Below are 13,925 nucleotides of genomic sequence, written 5' to 3'. Positions count from 1 at the left end.
CGCTGGTCGTGGACGAGACGACGGTGCGGCGCAAGCCGACGATCCGCGATGTCGCAGCAGCGGCCGGGGTCTCGCGCGGCACGGTCTCGCGCGTGATCAACGGTGGACACTGGGTGTCGCCCGACGCGCGGTCGGCCGTGGAGGACGCGATCCGGCGCACCGGCTACACGGCGAACCACGCCGCCCGCAGCCTCGCGACGGGGCGGTCGGGCTCGCTCGCGTTCCTGCTCACCGAGCCGCAGCACCTGCTCTTCCAGGACCCCACGTTCGCTCTGCTGCTGCGCGGGGCGGCCGAGGCGCTCGCGCAGCGCTCCATGACGCTCGTGCTGCTGGTGGCCGGGACGCCGGCCGAACGCGCGGGCGTCGCCACCTTCGTCGGAGCGGGCCACGTGGACGGCGTGCTGCTGATCTCGTCGCACGAGGCCGATCCCCTCGTCGAGCAGCTGCTCGAAGCCGGCGTGCCCACCGTGTGCTGCGGCATCCCGCTCGGCCATGAGGCGAACGTCCCCACCGTCTCGGTCGACGAGATCGGGTCGGCCCGCGAGATGACGCGCTACCTGCGTGCGCAGGGCCATCGCCGCATCGCGATGATCGCCGGTCCCCACGACACCCCCGGCGGCCGCTTCCGACTGGTCGGATTCGAAGAAGAGATGGGTGCCGACTTCGACCGCGCACTCGTGGAAGAGGGCGACTACAGCCAGGAGTCCGGCGCCGTCGCCATGACCCGCCTGCTCGAACGCGCGACCGACATCGACGCCGTCTTCGCCGCGAGCGACCTCATGGCCGCCGGCGCCATCGCCGCGCTGCGCAAGGCCGGGCTGCGCGTGCCCGAAGACATCGCGGTCGCAGGGTTCGACGACTCGGGGCTCGCCGCCACGCACGAGCCGCCGTTGACCACCATGCGCCAGCCGTGGGAGCGGCTCAGCGAAGAGATGGTCTCGCTGCTGCTCGACGTGATCGCCGGCGGGCACCCGCAGCCCATCACTCTGCCGACGACGCTCGTGGTCCGCGACAGTGCGTGATGCGGACGGCTCTCGCCGTGCGCGGTGCGCGACGCGTGCGCGTCGCGTGAGTGTTACGTTTCCCGGCCTCGGCGCCCGCACGACCGGCCCGTCGGTCACAGCGCCGGGTGCGGCATCCACTCGAACTAGACTCTCCTGGTGACTTCCGGCCGCCAGTCCTTCTACATCACGACGCCGATCTACTATCCGAGCGACGTGCCGCACATCGGCCACGGCTACACGACCGTGGCGGTCGACACCCTCGCGCGCTGGCACCGCCAGGCGGGCGACGACACCTGGATGCTCACGGGCACCGACGAGCACGGCCAGAAGATGCTGCGGGCGGCGTCGGCGAACAACGTCACTCCGCAGGAATGGGTCGACAAGCTCGTCACCGAGGCGTGGTTCCCGCTGCTGAAGACCCTCGATGTCGCCAACGACGACTTCATCCGCACCACTCAGCCGCGCCACGAGGAGCGCGTGCAGCAGTTCGTGCAGGCGATCTACGACCGCGGCTACATCTACGCGGGCGAGTACGAGGCGCTGTACTGCGTGGGCTGCGAGGAGTTCAAGCCCGAGTCCGAGATCGTGGACGGCACCGGGGCGTTCGAGGGTCTGAAGGTCTGCGCGATCCACTCGAAGCCGCTGGAGCTGCTGCAGGAGAAGAACTACTTCTTCAAGCTGAGCGAGTTCCAGGACAAGCTGCTCGAGCTCTACGCCACCGTGCCCGACTTCGTGCGCCCCGACTCGGCGCGCAACGAGGTCGTGTCCTTCGTCAAGAACGGGCTGAAGGACCTGTCGATCTCGCGCTCGGCGTTCGACTGGGGCATCACGGTGCCCTGGGACGAGCAGCACGTCATCTACGTGTGGGTCGACGCGCTGCTGAACTACGCCACGGCCATCGGCTACGGCACCGACCCCGAGGAGTTCGCACGCCGCTGGCCCGCGTACCACGTGGTCGGCAAGGACATCCTGCGCTTCCACGCCGTCATCTGGCCGGCGATGCTGATGGCGGCGGGACTCGAGGTGCCGCGCGGCGTGTTCGCGCACGGCTGGCTGCTCGTCGGCGGCGAGAAGATGTCGAAGTCGAAGCTCACCGGCATCGCGCCCACCGAGATCACCGACGTGTTCGGCTCGGACGCGTACCGCTTCTACTTCCTGTCGGCGATCGCGTTCGGCCAGGACGGCTCGTTCTCGTGGGAGGACCTGTCGGCCCGGTACCAGGCAGAGCTCGCCAACGGCTTCGGCAACCTCGCGTCGCGCACGACCGCGATGATCGAGAAGTACTTCGAGGGCGTCGTGCCGCCTGCTGCGGCGTACGAACCGCGGGATGTCGCGATCCAGAAGACGGTGGCGGATGCCGCGACCGCCGCCGACGCGGCGATCGAGCGCTTCCGCATCGACGAGGCCATCTCGTCGATCTGGACCATCGTCGACGCGCTCAACCTCTACATCACCGAGAACGAGCCATGGGCGCTCGCCAAGGACGAGGCCCAGCGTGCGCGCCTGGGCACCGTGCTCTACACAGCCGCCGAGGGACTGCGCGCCCTTGCCGTGCTGCTGTCGCCGGTGATGCCCGAGTCGACCGAGAAGCTGTGGATCGCGCTCGGCGCCGCCGAGTCGATCGGACGCCTGCAGGACCAGCCGCTGCGTGAGGCGGGGGCGTGGGGCGTGCTTCGTCCTGGTTCGTCGGTGAACGGCCTGGCGCCGCTGTTCCCGCGCGTCGAGCAGACGGCGTAGGACGCGCAAGGGCGCCAGAATCCTGTCGGGGCGCAACGGATCTGGTGCGCCCCAACAGGATTCTGGCGCCGCTCACGAAAGGGGAGTGTGATGTCGGCATCGACCGACCCGTCGCAGTACGTGCGCGTGCGCGAGAAGGGCTCGCGCGACGTCTCATACCCCGACGCCCCCGAGCCCCTCGCGGTGCCGGTGTACGACAACCACGCGCACCTCGAGATCGAGGACGGTGTGGGCCTGTCGCTCGACGAGCAGCTGACGCGCGCCGGCGAGGTCGGCGTGATCGGCGTCGTACAGGCCGGTGGCGACATCGAGTCGAGCCGCTGGTCGGCGTGGGCCGCGGCATCCCATCCCCGCGTCCTCGCGGCCGTCGCGATCCACCCGAACGAAGCACCCGCGTACGCCGCGGCCGGACGTCTCGACGAGGCCCTCGGCGTCATCGACGAGCTCGCCGCGCAGCCGCGCGTGCGCGCGATCGGCGAGACCGGGCTGGACTTCTTCCGCACCGACGACGACGGCCGGCCGGCGCAGTTCGAGAGCTTCGAGGCGCACATCGCGCTCGCGAAGAAGCACGGCATCGCCATGCAGATCCACGACCGCGACGCCCACGAGGCCGTGCTCGAGACGCTTCAGCGAGTGGGTGCCCCCGAGCGCACGGTGTTCCACTGCTTCTCGGGCGACGCCGACATGGCTGCCGTTGCGCGCGAGCGCGGGTACTGGCTCTCGTTCGCGGGCAATGTGACGTTCAAGAACGCGCAGAACCTGCGCGACGCGCTTGCGGTGATCCCGCGTGAGCGCATCCTCGTCGAGACGGATGCCCCGTTCCTCACGCCCACCCCGCACCGGGGTCGCCCGAACGCGCCGTACCTGATCCCGGTGACCGTGCGCTTCATGGCCGCGGAGCTCGGGATCGACGTCGACGAGCTGTGCGCGCAGCTGGCCGCCAACACCCTCGAGGTGTACGGCGCGTTCGAGGGTTAGGTTCGGTCTGTGGACGCAGAGCTGTGGGACCTGGTGGATGCCGCCGGTCGTCCGCTCGGGATCACGCATCGCCGCGGCGATCCGGACCTTCCGGCCGGGAGCTATCACATCGTGTCGTCGGTGTGCGCGGTGCGAGAGGACGGGCGCGTCCTGATCTCGCAGCGCGCCGCGGTGAAGGACTTCGCCCTGGACTGGGAGTTCGCGGCGGGCAGCGCGCTCGCGGGTGAGACGAGCCGAGAGGCGGCGGCGCGCGAGCTGCGGGAAGAGACCGGGCTGATCGCCGCCGCGGACGCGCTCGTGTTCGTCGGGCGACGGATCGAGGCTACGGCGCTGTTCGACGTGTACGTCGCACACGACATCGACCCCGCGACGGTGCAGCTCGACCCCGCTGAGGTGGCTGATTCGGAGTGGGTGACGATGGACGAGGTGCGCGAGCGCTACCGCGCGGGCGTGTTCGCGGCGCCGTGGGTGGCCCGGTTCGACGAGCTGTGGCCCGCTCTGACGGCTGCGGTGCGCGCAGGCGCGGCGACGCGGTGACGGCCTTCGCGGCGTACTCCCCGGATGCCGGCGGTCACCCGCCTGCGCAGGTCTCGCTGCGACCGGCGACGAAGGGCGATGTCGAGGCGATCCTGCGCATCGAGGTCGTGTCGGGGCGCGCGGCCGGCTCGGTCGGCAGCGCGGAGGGCTACCGTCGCGCGATCGCCGATCCTCGCCGGTGCGTGGTGGTCGCTGAGACGACGGAGGCGGATCGCCGCTTCGTCATCGGGTGGGCCAAGACGCACCACCACGTGGAGGCGGTCGACCCTGCCCCACCGGGGCATTACCTCGGCGGCATCACCGTCGACCCGTCATGGCGTCGGCGCGGGGTCGCGGCGGCGCTCACGGATGCGAGGCTGCAGTGGATCGCGGCGCGTGCCGCGACGGCGTTATATGTCGTGAACGTCCAGAACCGCGCGTCGATCGACCTGCACCGGCGCTGGGGCTTCACCGAGGTGCTGCGCGCTCCCCGCCTGATGGGCGTCGAGTTCGACGGCGGCGTCGGTCTGCTGATGCGCGCGGATCTCGCGGGGCACGTCTGACGGCGCTCCCGCGCACCTCGCAGCGCGGCGGATCGGCGCGATCGGGACTGATGCGCCGCGGTGGGCCGCGCGCCAGCCGTGCGCGTCGGTCGCGGGGGATGGGACCCATCCGCCAGCCGGCGGCGACGATACGCGGAGGGCGCGGGCAGGGCGGTGCCAGAGGCTGAAAGCATGGCTGGTCAGCACCCGAGGTGCGACAAGACGCCCCGCCCGCGGTACCCACCATGCCCGGCGACGGCCGCCGTGTCACGTCGGTGCCGCGACCGAGATCTGCGTTAGCGCACGTGTCGACGGGCGGCGTCTCAGGATTGTGGCCGTGCGAGTGAGGGATGGATGCCGGCGGCCGCGGCCGCCGGCATCCACCCCGCTCCTCGTCCTGCGCCGAGCCAAGGGATTCGCGCCGAGACCGGGGACGTCGCCCGGTGTCTCGGCGAGTATCCCCTGGCTCGGCGGAACAGTGGGTTCCGCGAGCCGTGCGCCGCGGCGGGGGTACCGCCCGACCGGGGCTACGCCGCCTCGCCGACGGCGTCGCCGTCGGCCGCCGGGTCGTCCAGCACGGGCTTCGCGGCGGCGATGTTGCGGATCGGGCGCCACACCAGCGCCAGCGTGAGCGCCGAGCCGGCGAAGGCGAACCACCACGGCGCCGTGAGGCCCCATGTCTGGGCGATGAGTCCGCCCAGCAGCTGCCCGATCACGAGTCCGCCGAACACGCCCACCATGTTGACCGACGCGATCCGTCCCTGCAGCGACAGGGGCACGAGCCGCTGGCGGACCGTCGTCGAGATGGTGCCCCACACGAACGCGTACAGCCCGAACCCGAACATGATGACCAGCGCCACCACGCCGTTGGTCGTGACGGCGAACGAGAGGTGCATGAGCACCTCGAGCGACAGGCACACCCGCATCAGCGTCGAGAACGAGACGTGCTTCTCGAGCCAGCCGAAACTGAAGACCGCCACCATGCCGCCGAGCGCAGATGCCGTCGTCAGGGCGCCGTAGCCGATCGCTCCCATGCCGAGGTGCTCGGTCGCGTAGAGCACGAGCACGCTCCACGGCGCCGCCCACGTCACGTTGAACACCAGGATGATGAGCACGAGCGTGCGCACCGGCGGGTTGTGGCGCAGCCAGCGCAAGCCTTCGCGGATCGGATGCGGCTTCACCGGCGTGCCGTCGGCGCTCACCGTCGCGGCACCCGTGACCGCGGCATCCCTCTCCGGAACCGGGGTGTGCGAGATGCGCGAGATCAGCACCACCGCGAGGGCGACGCACAGGATCTGCAGCAGGAACGGCCAGAACGACCCGATCGCGAAGAGGAACGCGCCCAGCGGGGGACCGGCGAGCTGGTTGGCGACGAGGTAGCCGGCCTGCATGCGGGCATTGCCGATGCCGAGGTCGGCGGGCCGCACCATCATGGGCAGCAGCGTGCTGCCCGCCGAGTCGGCGAACACCTCGGCGGTGCCGTAGAGGAACGCCGTCGCGAGCACGATCCACACGGTCGCGTTCCCGGTGATGAGGAACACCACGAGCACCCCGACGATGACCGCGCGCATCCCGTTCGCGAGCATCACGAGGCGGCGCCGGTCGTGATGGTCCGCGACGGACCCGGCGAGCAGGCCGAACAGCAGCCAGGGGAGGAACTGCATCATGGCGCCGGAGGCGACGAGCACCGGCGACGAGGTCATCGAGGCGATGAGCAGCGGCGCCGCCGACAGGGCGATGCCGTCGCCGAGATTGCTGGTCCACGACGACGCCAGCAGCCACCGGAAATCCCTGCCCAGGCGGCGTGGTGCGATCAGTTCGCCGAGCGAGGGCATCCCAGCATCCTAGGCGAGCCGGGATGCCGCCACGCGCCGGCTCCCGTCAGCTCGTGGCCGGGGCGTCCTTGCGGTGGACGAACAGCGTCTCGGTCTGCTCGATGTCCATGCCCTTCGTCTCGGGCACGCGCCAGGCGACATAGACGAACGACAGGGCGGCGAACAGCGCGTACATGCCGTACGTGAGCGGCAGCGACCACGAGGACATGGCCGGGAACGAGATCGTGATGAGGAAGTTCGCGATCCACTGCGCTCCCGCCGCGACGCCGAGCGCCTTGCCGCGGATGCGGCTCGGGAAGATCTCGCCGAGCAGCACCCAGACCAGCGGCCCCCACGAGGCGCCGAACCCGACGACGAAGACGTTCGCCGCCACGAGGGCGATCGGACCCCACGGCGCAGGCAGCGTGACCGCGCCGTCGGCGTTGGTCTCGGAGAACACGAAGCACAGCGCCATCAGCCCGAGCGACACGGTCATCATCACCGAGCCGGTGAGCAGGATGGGCTTTCGGCCGACGCGGTCCACCAGGAAGATCGCGATCAGGGTGACCAGCACGTTCGTGATCGAGGTGACGACGCTGATCGTGAACGAGTCGCTCTCGTCGAAACCGACCGACTGCCACAGGCTCGTCGAGTAGTAGAAGATCACGTTGATGCCGACGAACTGCTGGAACACCGACAGGATGATGCCGACCCATACGATGCGCTGGAGACCCAGCACCGGGCCGCGGATCGACACGCCGGCGTTCTTGCGGTCGGCTTCGATGGCGTTCTGCAGCTCGCGGATGGTCTGGTCGAGGTCGGCGGGCGGCATGAGCCGCGAGAAGATCTCGCGCGCCTCGTCACGACGGCCCTTGGAGAGCAGGTAGCGGGGCGACTCCGGCACCGTGAACGACAGGATGCCGTACACGGCCGACGGGATCACCCCGACGAGGAACATCCACCGCCAGGCCTCGAGGCCGAACCACAGCACGTTGTCGGCACCGCCGGCGGCGTTCGCGAGCAGCGCGTCCGACAGCAGCGCCGCGAAGATGCCGATCGTGATCGCGAGCTGCTGCAGCGAGGCCAGGCCGCCGCGGATCTGGCGCGGCGCGATCTCGGCGATGTAGGCGGGCGCGACGACAGACGCGATGCCGATGCCGAGGCCGCCGACGACGCGCCACAGTGCGAGGTCCCACGGCGAGAACGCGAGACCGGCGCCGATCGACGAGACGAAGAACATGATCGCGCCGAGGAACATCACCCGGAGGCGCCCCCAGCGGTCGGACAGGTTGCCGGCGATGATCGCGCCCACCGCGCAGCCCAGCAGCGCGATCGCGACGACGAAGCCGGTGATGACGTCGTTGAGCGCGAAATCCTGCGAGATCGAGTCGACGGCGCCGTTGATCACCGACGAGTCGAAACCGAACAGGAATCCGCCGACGGCGGCGGCCACCGACAGGCCGATCGCGCGACGGCCGTAGGGGCTGCGGAGCGAGAAGGCGTCCGCCGGGATCGAGCCGGTCGTGTTCATGTCCGTCACGCTAGCGGTCGGTCGGAGCCGGTGCGAGGCCTTGCGTGCGCGAGTCGGCATGTGTCAGTGCGGATCGTCGGATGGACGGAAGCCGCGGCCACCGGCATCCCGTCGGTACTGTGGACGCATGCCCGTGACACTGCTGGGCGCGGCCGAGATCCGCGCGCTCGCCGCCGACCTCGACGTCACTCCGACCAAGAAGCTCGGGCAGAACTTCGTCGTGGACGCCAACACCGTCCGCAAGATCGTGCATGTCGCCGAGGTGCAGCCGGGCGACCGCGTGGTCGAAGTGGGACCGGGACTCGGGTCGCTGACGCTCGCGATCCTCGAGGCGGGCGCGTCGGTGACGGCGGTCGAGATCGACCACCGGCTCGCCGAGCGGCTGCCCGTCACCGCCGCGGCCCACGGTGTCGGGGACGGCGCCTTGACCGTGGTCGACGCGGACGCGCTGCGGGTCACCGAGCTGCCCGGCGACCCGACGGTGCTCGTGGCGAACCTGCCGTACAACGTGAGCGTGCCGGTGCTGCTGCACTTCCTCGAGACATTCCCGGGCCTGGAGCGCGGCGTGGTGATGGTGCAGGCCGAGGTCGGCGAGCGGCTCGCGGCGGCGCCCGGGTCGAAGACGTACGGCGCGCCGAGCGTCAAGGCCGCGTGGTACGGCCCGTGGCGTCTGGCCGGCACCGTGTCGCGCCAGGTGTTCTGGCCGGTGCCGAACGTCGACAGCGTGCTGGTGGGGTTCCGCCGCGACGCCGAGCCTCGCGGCGACGAAGAGCTGCGTGTGAAGACGTTCCGCATCGTCGACGCGGCGTTCCAGCAGCGGCGCAAGATGCTGCGCCAGGCGCTCGCGGGCGTCCTCGGCGGCTCGGCGGCAGAGGCGTCGGTCGTCCTGGAGCGCGCCGGGGTCGCGCCCACCGCCCGCGGCGAGCAGCTCACCGTCGACGACTACGTGCGCATCGCCCGCCTGGTCTGACACGCCGATCGCCAGGCCGGTGTGCGCGCAGACGCCGTGTGCACAGCGGAGGCTCCGAAACATGCCGGTAACATTTGTGCGTCCGCCGTCCCGTTCCACGGGCAGCTCGCCTCGCGGCGGACCGGAGTGATCCCATGCGACCCGAACAGCGCACCGCCGAGCACCCTGCTCCCGAACGCGTGCTGCTCCACCTCAGCGACACCCACCTGCGCGCCGCCCACACCCCGCGCCTGTTCGGCACGGTCGACGGCGCCGAGACGCTGGCCCGCGCGCTCGCGGCCATCGAAGAGAGCGGCCTCAGGCCGGACGCCGTCGTCTTCACCGGCGACCTCGCCGACCTGGGCGAGCCCGGAGCGTACGCCGACCTGCGCGCCCTCGTCGAGCCGGTCGCGGCCCGCGTCGGCGCGCGCGTGCTGTGGGTCATGGGCAACCACGACGACCCCGCCGCGTTCCGCGCCGGCCTGTACGGGCAGGACGCGGAAGAACCGGCCGACGCGCTGCGTCCGGTCGATCGCGTGGACGAACTGGACGGCCTGCGGATCGTGACGCTCGACACGTCCGTGCCCGGACACCACTACGGAGCGCTCGGCGACGAGCAGCTCGCCTGGCTCGCCGACGTGCTCGCCACCCCGTCACCGCTGGGGACGATCCTCGCCATGCACCACCCGCCGGTGCCCGCGGTGCTGCCGCTGGCGGCGAGCGTCGAGCTGCGGGATCAGCGGCGGCTGGCGGGGGTGCTCCGGGGAACCGACGTGCGGGCCATCATCGGCGGGCACCTTCACTACTCGACGTTCGCGACGTTCGCCGGAATCCCCGTGTCGGTCGCCTCGTCCACGTGCTACGCGCAGGACCTCACCGTTCCCGTCGGCGGCACGCGGCCGCAGGACGGCGCGCAGGCGTTCAACCTCATCCACGTGTACGACGACACGGTGGTGCACTCGATCGTTCCCGTCGACGCGCCGCGTCCGCTCGAGCACATCGATCCTGCCGAGGCGCAGCTCCGTCTGCGGGCAGCCGGCGTCCTCCCGCTCAGTGCCGCACGGAGGGATGAGCCGACCGCGCCGATTCCCGTGCTGCGCTGAGCTCGTCGCGCTCCCACGGTGCGCGCACCGGGAACATGCGCTCCAGCACGCTGCGGATCGCGCGCACGCGGATCTCTTCCGGCACCTCGGACTCCCCGCCGTCGTTGAGGCAGAACATGTCGACGTCGCACCGTTCGGCGAGCCGCTCCATGCGGCGCACTCCGCCGGCGAGCGTCGTCTGCGCGTAGCGCACGCGAGGCACCCGGGTCGCGATCGCACGCCCGGTCAGCAGGGCGTAGTAGTGGTACAGGCTGTTGGTCACCGAGATGTCGGTGGCGGAGCGGAAGCGGGATGCCGCCGTCCGCGCGAAATCGTCCGGGAAGGCCTGCTCGAGCTCGGTCATGACGCTTTTGCGCAGCGGTGCAGCGCAGTGCTCGAGGTCGCGCACGATGGTGCGTCCGAACCTCCCACGCAGGAGGGAGCGGTTCACACGCAGTCCGTTGTCGTGGCCGCTGCGGTGCAGAGCGGGCTCTCCTGCGCCGATCCGGACCTCGCACTCGACGAACTTCGTCACCCCGCCCGGGGTGAAGAACATCTCCGGCTCGACCGCGCGTCCGAAGAACATGTCGTCGTTCGAGTACAGGAAGTGCTCCGCGAGTCCCGGGATGCGGTGCAGCTGCGCCTCGACGGCGTGCGAGTTGTGCGTCGGCAGGACCGACGGGTCGGCGAAGAACTCCTCGCTGCGCACGATGGTGACCTTCGGGTGATCCAGCAGCCAGGCGGGCGCGGGGGAGTCGGTCGCGATGAAGATGCGGCGCACCCACGGCGCGTGCATGTGCACGCTGCGCAGCGCGTAGCGCAGTTCGTCGACGTGGCGGTAGCGCGCCGGTCCGTCATCGCCCTCGCCGACCACGTACTCCGACAGCTGTGCGGCGCGCTGGCGGCGGAAGTCGGTCGACGATCCGTCCACCCAGGAGAAGACGATGTCGACGTCCTCGGTGAACTCCAGGGGGTGCGGGTCGAACATGCCGGCGATCGTGCGCCACGTGCGGCCGTGTCGCTCGACGGACGTGAAGGCGAGGTCTTCGACGGGCGTCTCGCGGCGGGTGAAGTCGTTGTCCCGCGGCGCGCGGACCGTCTTCGCGCCGAAGCGCCAGAACTCCAGCGGGACGCCGAGAGACGGCCCGTAGCGGAGCGATCCCGAGCTGGTCACCCGTGGGCGGTAGAGGCGCACCCACGACGGCTCGGCACCCGGGAGCCGCGCATCGCACGCCAGGACGGGCGCCCGCCCCTTGGCCTTGAGGTACAGCGGATCGCGCGTGCAGACGGCCGCCAGCGCCGCCAGTGCCGCATCGCGCAGGCGCACGTCGACGACGAGTGCCGGAGTGGAGCGGTCGTGGCGGATCAGCAGCAGATCGATGCCGGCTGCCTCCAGCGTGTCGGCGATCAGCAGAAGATCGGCCTCCCGCGCCTCGAAGGGCGCGGTGTCGTCGTGCACCAGGTGCAGGATCCCCCGGTCGACGAAGATGTCGCCGCGGTCGAGGAGCACGCTCGAGGGCTCGGCGGTGTCCGACAGTGCAGACAGTAGCGTCATGCGTTCCTCCCCATCTTCAGGCGCCGGCGGCGCGTGGTGCGCGTCGTCGCAACCGTCACGATACGGAGACTGCGTTGCGATGAGATTTCGGGGAGAGTCCCTTGACAAGCGGGGCGCTGTTGTGGGTGGCGCGCGGGCGAACATCGCAGCGGCACTCCTGCGCCGTGCGGGCCGACGCCGATAGCCTGGACCGGTGACCGCAGACGACCGCTACCTGTCCCGCGGCGGAGACCTCCACCGCCCCTACACCGCCGCCGACGACCGCTACGTCGGCTTCCCTGAAGGACCGGCACAGTATCGCCGGGTCGGCTCGTCCGGACTGACGCTGCCGCCCGTGTCGCTGGGCCTGTGGTGGAACTTCGGCGACAACATCCCGTTCGACAACCAGCGCGCGCTGCTGCGCCACGCGTTCGACCGTGGGATCACGCACTTCGACCTGGCGAACAACTACGGCCCGCCCTACGGCACGGCCGAGACCAACTTCGGGCGCATGATGCGGGAGGACTTCGCGCCCTACCGCGACGAGCTCATCATCTCGTCCAAGGCGGGCTACGACATGTGGCACGGCCCGTACGGCAACGGCGGTTCGCGCAAGTACCTCATCGCCAGCGCCGAGCAGTCTCTCACGCGCATGAGCATCGACTACGTCGACATCTTCTACTCGCACCGTGTCGACCCCGATGTGCCCGTCGAAGAGACCGTCGGCGCCCTCGACACGCTGGTGCGCCAGGGCAAGGCGCTGTATGTCGGCATCTCGTCTTACAGCGCCGAGCGCACCGCCGCCGCGGCGGCGGTCGCCCGTTCCCTCGGCACACCGCTCGTGATCCACCAGCCCGCGTACTCGATCCTCAACCGCTGGGTCGAAGACGGCCTGACCGGAGTGCTGAAGCAGGAGGGCATGGGCGCGATCGCGTTCACACCCCTCGCGCAGGGCCTGCTGACCGACAAGTACCTGTCGGGCGGCTCCGCCGAGCGGGCACAGCAGCGGGGCTCGCTCCCGAAGGGCCCGCTGAGCGAGAGGGGCCTCGCGACCCTCCGCGGACTGGACGTGATCGCCAAGGAGCGCGGGCAGACCCTCGCGCAGATGGCGATCCAGTGGGTGCTGCGCGACCCGGTGGTCGCCTCGGCTCTCATCGGCGCTTCGCGTCCCGCCCAGCTCGACGAGAACCTCAAGGCCCTCGAGGGACCGGCGTTCACGACCGAGGAGCAGGAGCGCATCGACGCGCTGTCGGACGGCATCGACGTCGACCTCTGGGCGGAATCGGCGAACCGGTGAGCCAGGCCCTCGCCGCCGACGGCGTCCGCGTGCGGGCGCCGGGCAAGCTCAACCTCTTCTTCGAGGTCGGCGGCGTGCAGGACGACGGCTACCACGACGTCGCCTCGGCCTACCAGGCCGTGTCGCTCTTCGAGGACGTGTGGGCGACGCCGTCCGACGAGTTCACGGTGTCGATCTCGGGCACCGTGGACGTGTCGGGGGTGCCCGCGGACGACCGCAATCTCGCCGTGCGCGCCGCGAGGCTCGTCGCCCAGCGCATCGGGTACACCGGCGGCGTGCATCTCGACATCGTCAAGCACGTCCCTGTCGCGGGCGGCATGGGCGGGGGATCCGCGGATGCCGCAGCCGCCCTGGTCGCGTGCGACGCGCTGTGGGGGGCCGAGCTCGGCAGCGTCGAGCTGACCAAGCTCGCGGCGCGGCTCGGGGCCGATGTGCCCTTCGCGCTGATGGGCGGGACGGCGATCGGCACGGGACGAGGCGATCAGCTCAGTCCGGCGCTCGCGAAGGGGCGCTTCGACTGGGTTGTCGTGCCGTCCGACGCCGGTCTGTCGACGCCCGAGGTGTACGCGCACCTCGACGAGCTGCGCACGCACCCTGACATCGGCGCGTCGACGGGGGTGCCCGAGGTGGCCGCCCCGGTGCTGCACGCGCTGCGGGCCGGCGACCCCATCGCGCTCGCCGAGCACGCGCGCAACGACCTGCAGGTCGCCGCCCTGTCGCTGCGTCCTGAACTGCGCTCGGTGCTCGAGCTCGGCGAGGAGTCGGGGGCGCTCGCGGGCATGGTGTCGGGGTCCGGTCCTACACTGGCGTTCCTGGCGATCGACCCCGAGTCGGCGCTGGAGCTGCAGATCACCCTGTCGGCGGCGGGCTACGAGGCACTGCATGTGCACGGACCCGTCGCCGGCGCACGTGTGGTGCCGGCCTGAGCGCCGGCATCCATC

General features: G+C 70.9%; 12 protein-coding genes. 9 read left to right on the top strand and 3 right to left on the bottom strand.

The features are described 5' to 3' along the window. The first annotated feature begins 8 nt into the window (after positions 1-8). From IF188_RS12110 to IF188_RS12090, 5 genes are all read left to right on the top strand, one after another. Complete coding sequence (locus IF188_RS12110) at positions 9-1,022, top strand: LacI family DNA-binding transcriptional regulator (protein WP_191172060.1); 1,014 nt, start codon at positions 9-11, stop codon at positions 1,020-1,022. 138 nt (positions 1,023-1,160) lie between these two features. Next, on the top strand, positions 1,161-2,741 hold the full coding sequence (gene metG, locus IF188_RS12105) for a methionine--tRNA ligase (protein WP_191172059.1): 1,581 nt from the start codon (positions 1,161-1,163) through the stop codon (positions 2,739-2,741). A gap of 90 nt (positions 2,742-2,831) precedes the next feature. Next, on the top strand, positions 2,832-3,719 hold the full coding sequence (locus tag IF188_RS12100; protein ID WP_191172058.1) for a TatD family hydrolase: 888 nt from the start codon (positions 2,832-2,834) through the stop codon (positions 3,717-3,719). 9 nt (positions 3,720-3,728) lie between these two features. Continuing rightward, on the top strand, positions 3,729-4,256 hold the full coding sequence (locus IF188_RS12095) for an NUDIX hydrolase (protein ID WP_191172057.1): 528 nt from the start codon (positions 3,729-3,731) through the stop codon (positions 4,254-4,256). Continuing rightward, the gene (locus tag IF188_RS12090; RefSeq protein ID WP_318152868.1) at positions 4,253-4,798 is read left to right on the top strand and encodes a GNAT family N-acetyltransferase; all 546 of its coding nucleotides are present in this window, start codon (positions 4,253-4,255) and stop codon (positions 4,796-4,798) included. The genes IF188_RS12095 and IF188_RS12090 overlap by 4 nt, the downstream gene beginning before the upstream one ends. 506 nt (positions 4,799-5,304) lie before the next feature. On the opposite strand, the gene IF188_RS12085 is transcribed toward IF188_RS12090, so the two are convergent. Further along, positions 5,305-6,612, bottom strand: coding sequence for an MFS transporter (locus IF188_RS12085; protein ID WP_191172056.1), 1,308 nt, complete (start codon positions 6,610-6,612; stop codon positions 5,305-5,307). A 46-nt stretch (positions 6,613-6,658) separates the two neighbouring features. Continuing rightward, positions 6,659-8,122 carry a sugar porter family MFS transporter gene (locus IF188_RS12080; RefSeq protein WP_191172055.1) on the bottom strand — a complete coding sequence of 488 codons (1,464 nt, stop codon included), beginning with the start codon at positions 8,120-8,122 and terminating at the stop codon, positions 6,659-6,661. Between the two features lie 127 nt (positions 8,123-8,249). On the opposite strand from IF188_RS12080, the gene rsmA reads away from it, so the two are divergent. Both rsmA and IF188_RS12070 read left to right on the top strand, forming a co-directional pair. Then, complete coding sequence (gene rsmA, locus IF188_RS12075) at positions 8,250-9,092, top strand: 16S rRNA (adenine(1518)-N(6)/adenine(1519)-N(6))-dimethyltransferase RsmA (protein WP_191172054.1); 843 nt, start codon at positions 8,250-8,252, stop codon at positions 9,090-9,092. 134 nt (positions 9,093-9,226) lie between these two features. After that, positions 9,227-10,174: a phosphodiesterase gene (locus tag IF188_RS12070; protein ID WP_191172053.1), complete on the top strand. Its 948-nt coding sequence runs from the start codon at positions 9,227-9,229 to the stop codon at positions 10,172-10,174. On the opposite strand, the gene IF188_RS12065 is transcribed toward IF188_RS12070, so the two are convergent. Then, positions 10,122-11,708 carry a stealth conserved region 3 domain-containing protein gene (locus IF188_RS12065; protein ID WP_191172052.1) on the bottom strand — a complete coding sequence of 529 codons (1,587 nt, stop codon included), beginning with the start codon at positions 11,706-11,708 and terminating at the stop codon, positions 10,122-10,124. The genes IF188_RS12070 and IF188_RS12065 overlap by 53 nt on opposite strands. A gap of 193 nt (positions 11,709-11,901) precedes the next feature. Between IF188_RS12065 and IF188_RS12060 the strand changes: the two genes are divergently transcribed. Together IF188_RS12060 and IF188_RS12055 are read left to right on the top strand one after the other, a co-directional pair. Then, positions 11,902-12,984 carry an aldo/keto reductase gene (locus IF188_RS12060; RefSeq protein WP_191172051.1) on the top strand — a complete coding sequence of 361 codons (1,083 nt, stop codon included), beginning with the start codon at positions 11,902-11,904 and terminating at the stop codon, positions 12,982-12,984. Continuing rightward, entirely contained in the window at positions 12,981-13,910 is a 930-nt protein-coding gene (locus IF188_RS12055) for a 4-(cytidine 5'-diphospho)-2-C-methyl-D-erythritol kinase (RefSeq protein ID WP_191172050.1), read from the top strand. Before IF188_RS12060 ends, IF188_RS12055 begins: the two co-directional genes overlap by 4 nt. Positions 13,911-13,925 lie beyond the last annotated feature (15 nt).

This window comes from Microbacterium helvum (assembly GCF_014779795.1).
Taxonomy (GTDB): Bacteria; Actinomycetota; Actinomycetes; order Actinomycetales; family Microbacteriaceae; genus Microbacterium; species Microbacterium helvum.
This window is presented reverse-complemented; position numbering and strand designations above follow the sequence as displayed.

What these genes read in the sequence shown, in the direction of transcription:
- IF188_RS12100 (WP_191172058.1), top strand. Translation starts at nt 2,832, where the DNA reads ATGTCGGCATCGACCGACCCGTCGCAGTACGTGCGCGTGCGCGAGAAG.
- IF188_RS12085 (WP_191172056.1), bottom strand. Translation starts at nt 6,612, where the DNA reads ATGCCCTCGCTCGGCGAACTGATCGCACCACGCCGCCTGGGCAGGGAT.
- IF188_RS12080 (WP_191172055.1), bottom strand. Translation starts at nt 8,122, where the DNA reads ATGAACACGACCGGCTCGATCCCGGCGGACGCCTTCTCGCTCCGCAGC.
- rsmA (WP_191172054.1), top strand. Translation starts at nt 8,250, where the DNA reads ATGCCCGTGACACTGCTGGGCGCGGCCGAGATCCGCGCGCTCGCCGCC.
- IF188_RS12070 (WP_191172053.1), top strand. Translation starts at nt 9,227, where the DNA reads ATGCGACCCGAACAGCGCACCGCCGAGCACCCTGCTCCCGAACGCGTG.
- IF188_RS12065 (WP_191172052.1), bottom strand. Translation starts at nt 11,708, where the DNA reads ATGACGCTACTGTCTGCACTGTCGGACACCGCCGAGCCCTCGAGCGTG.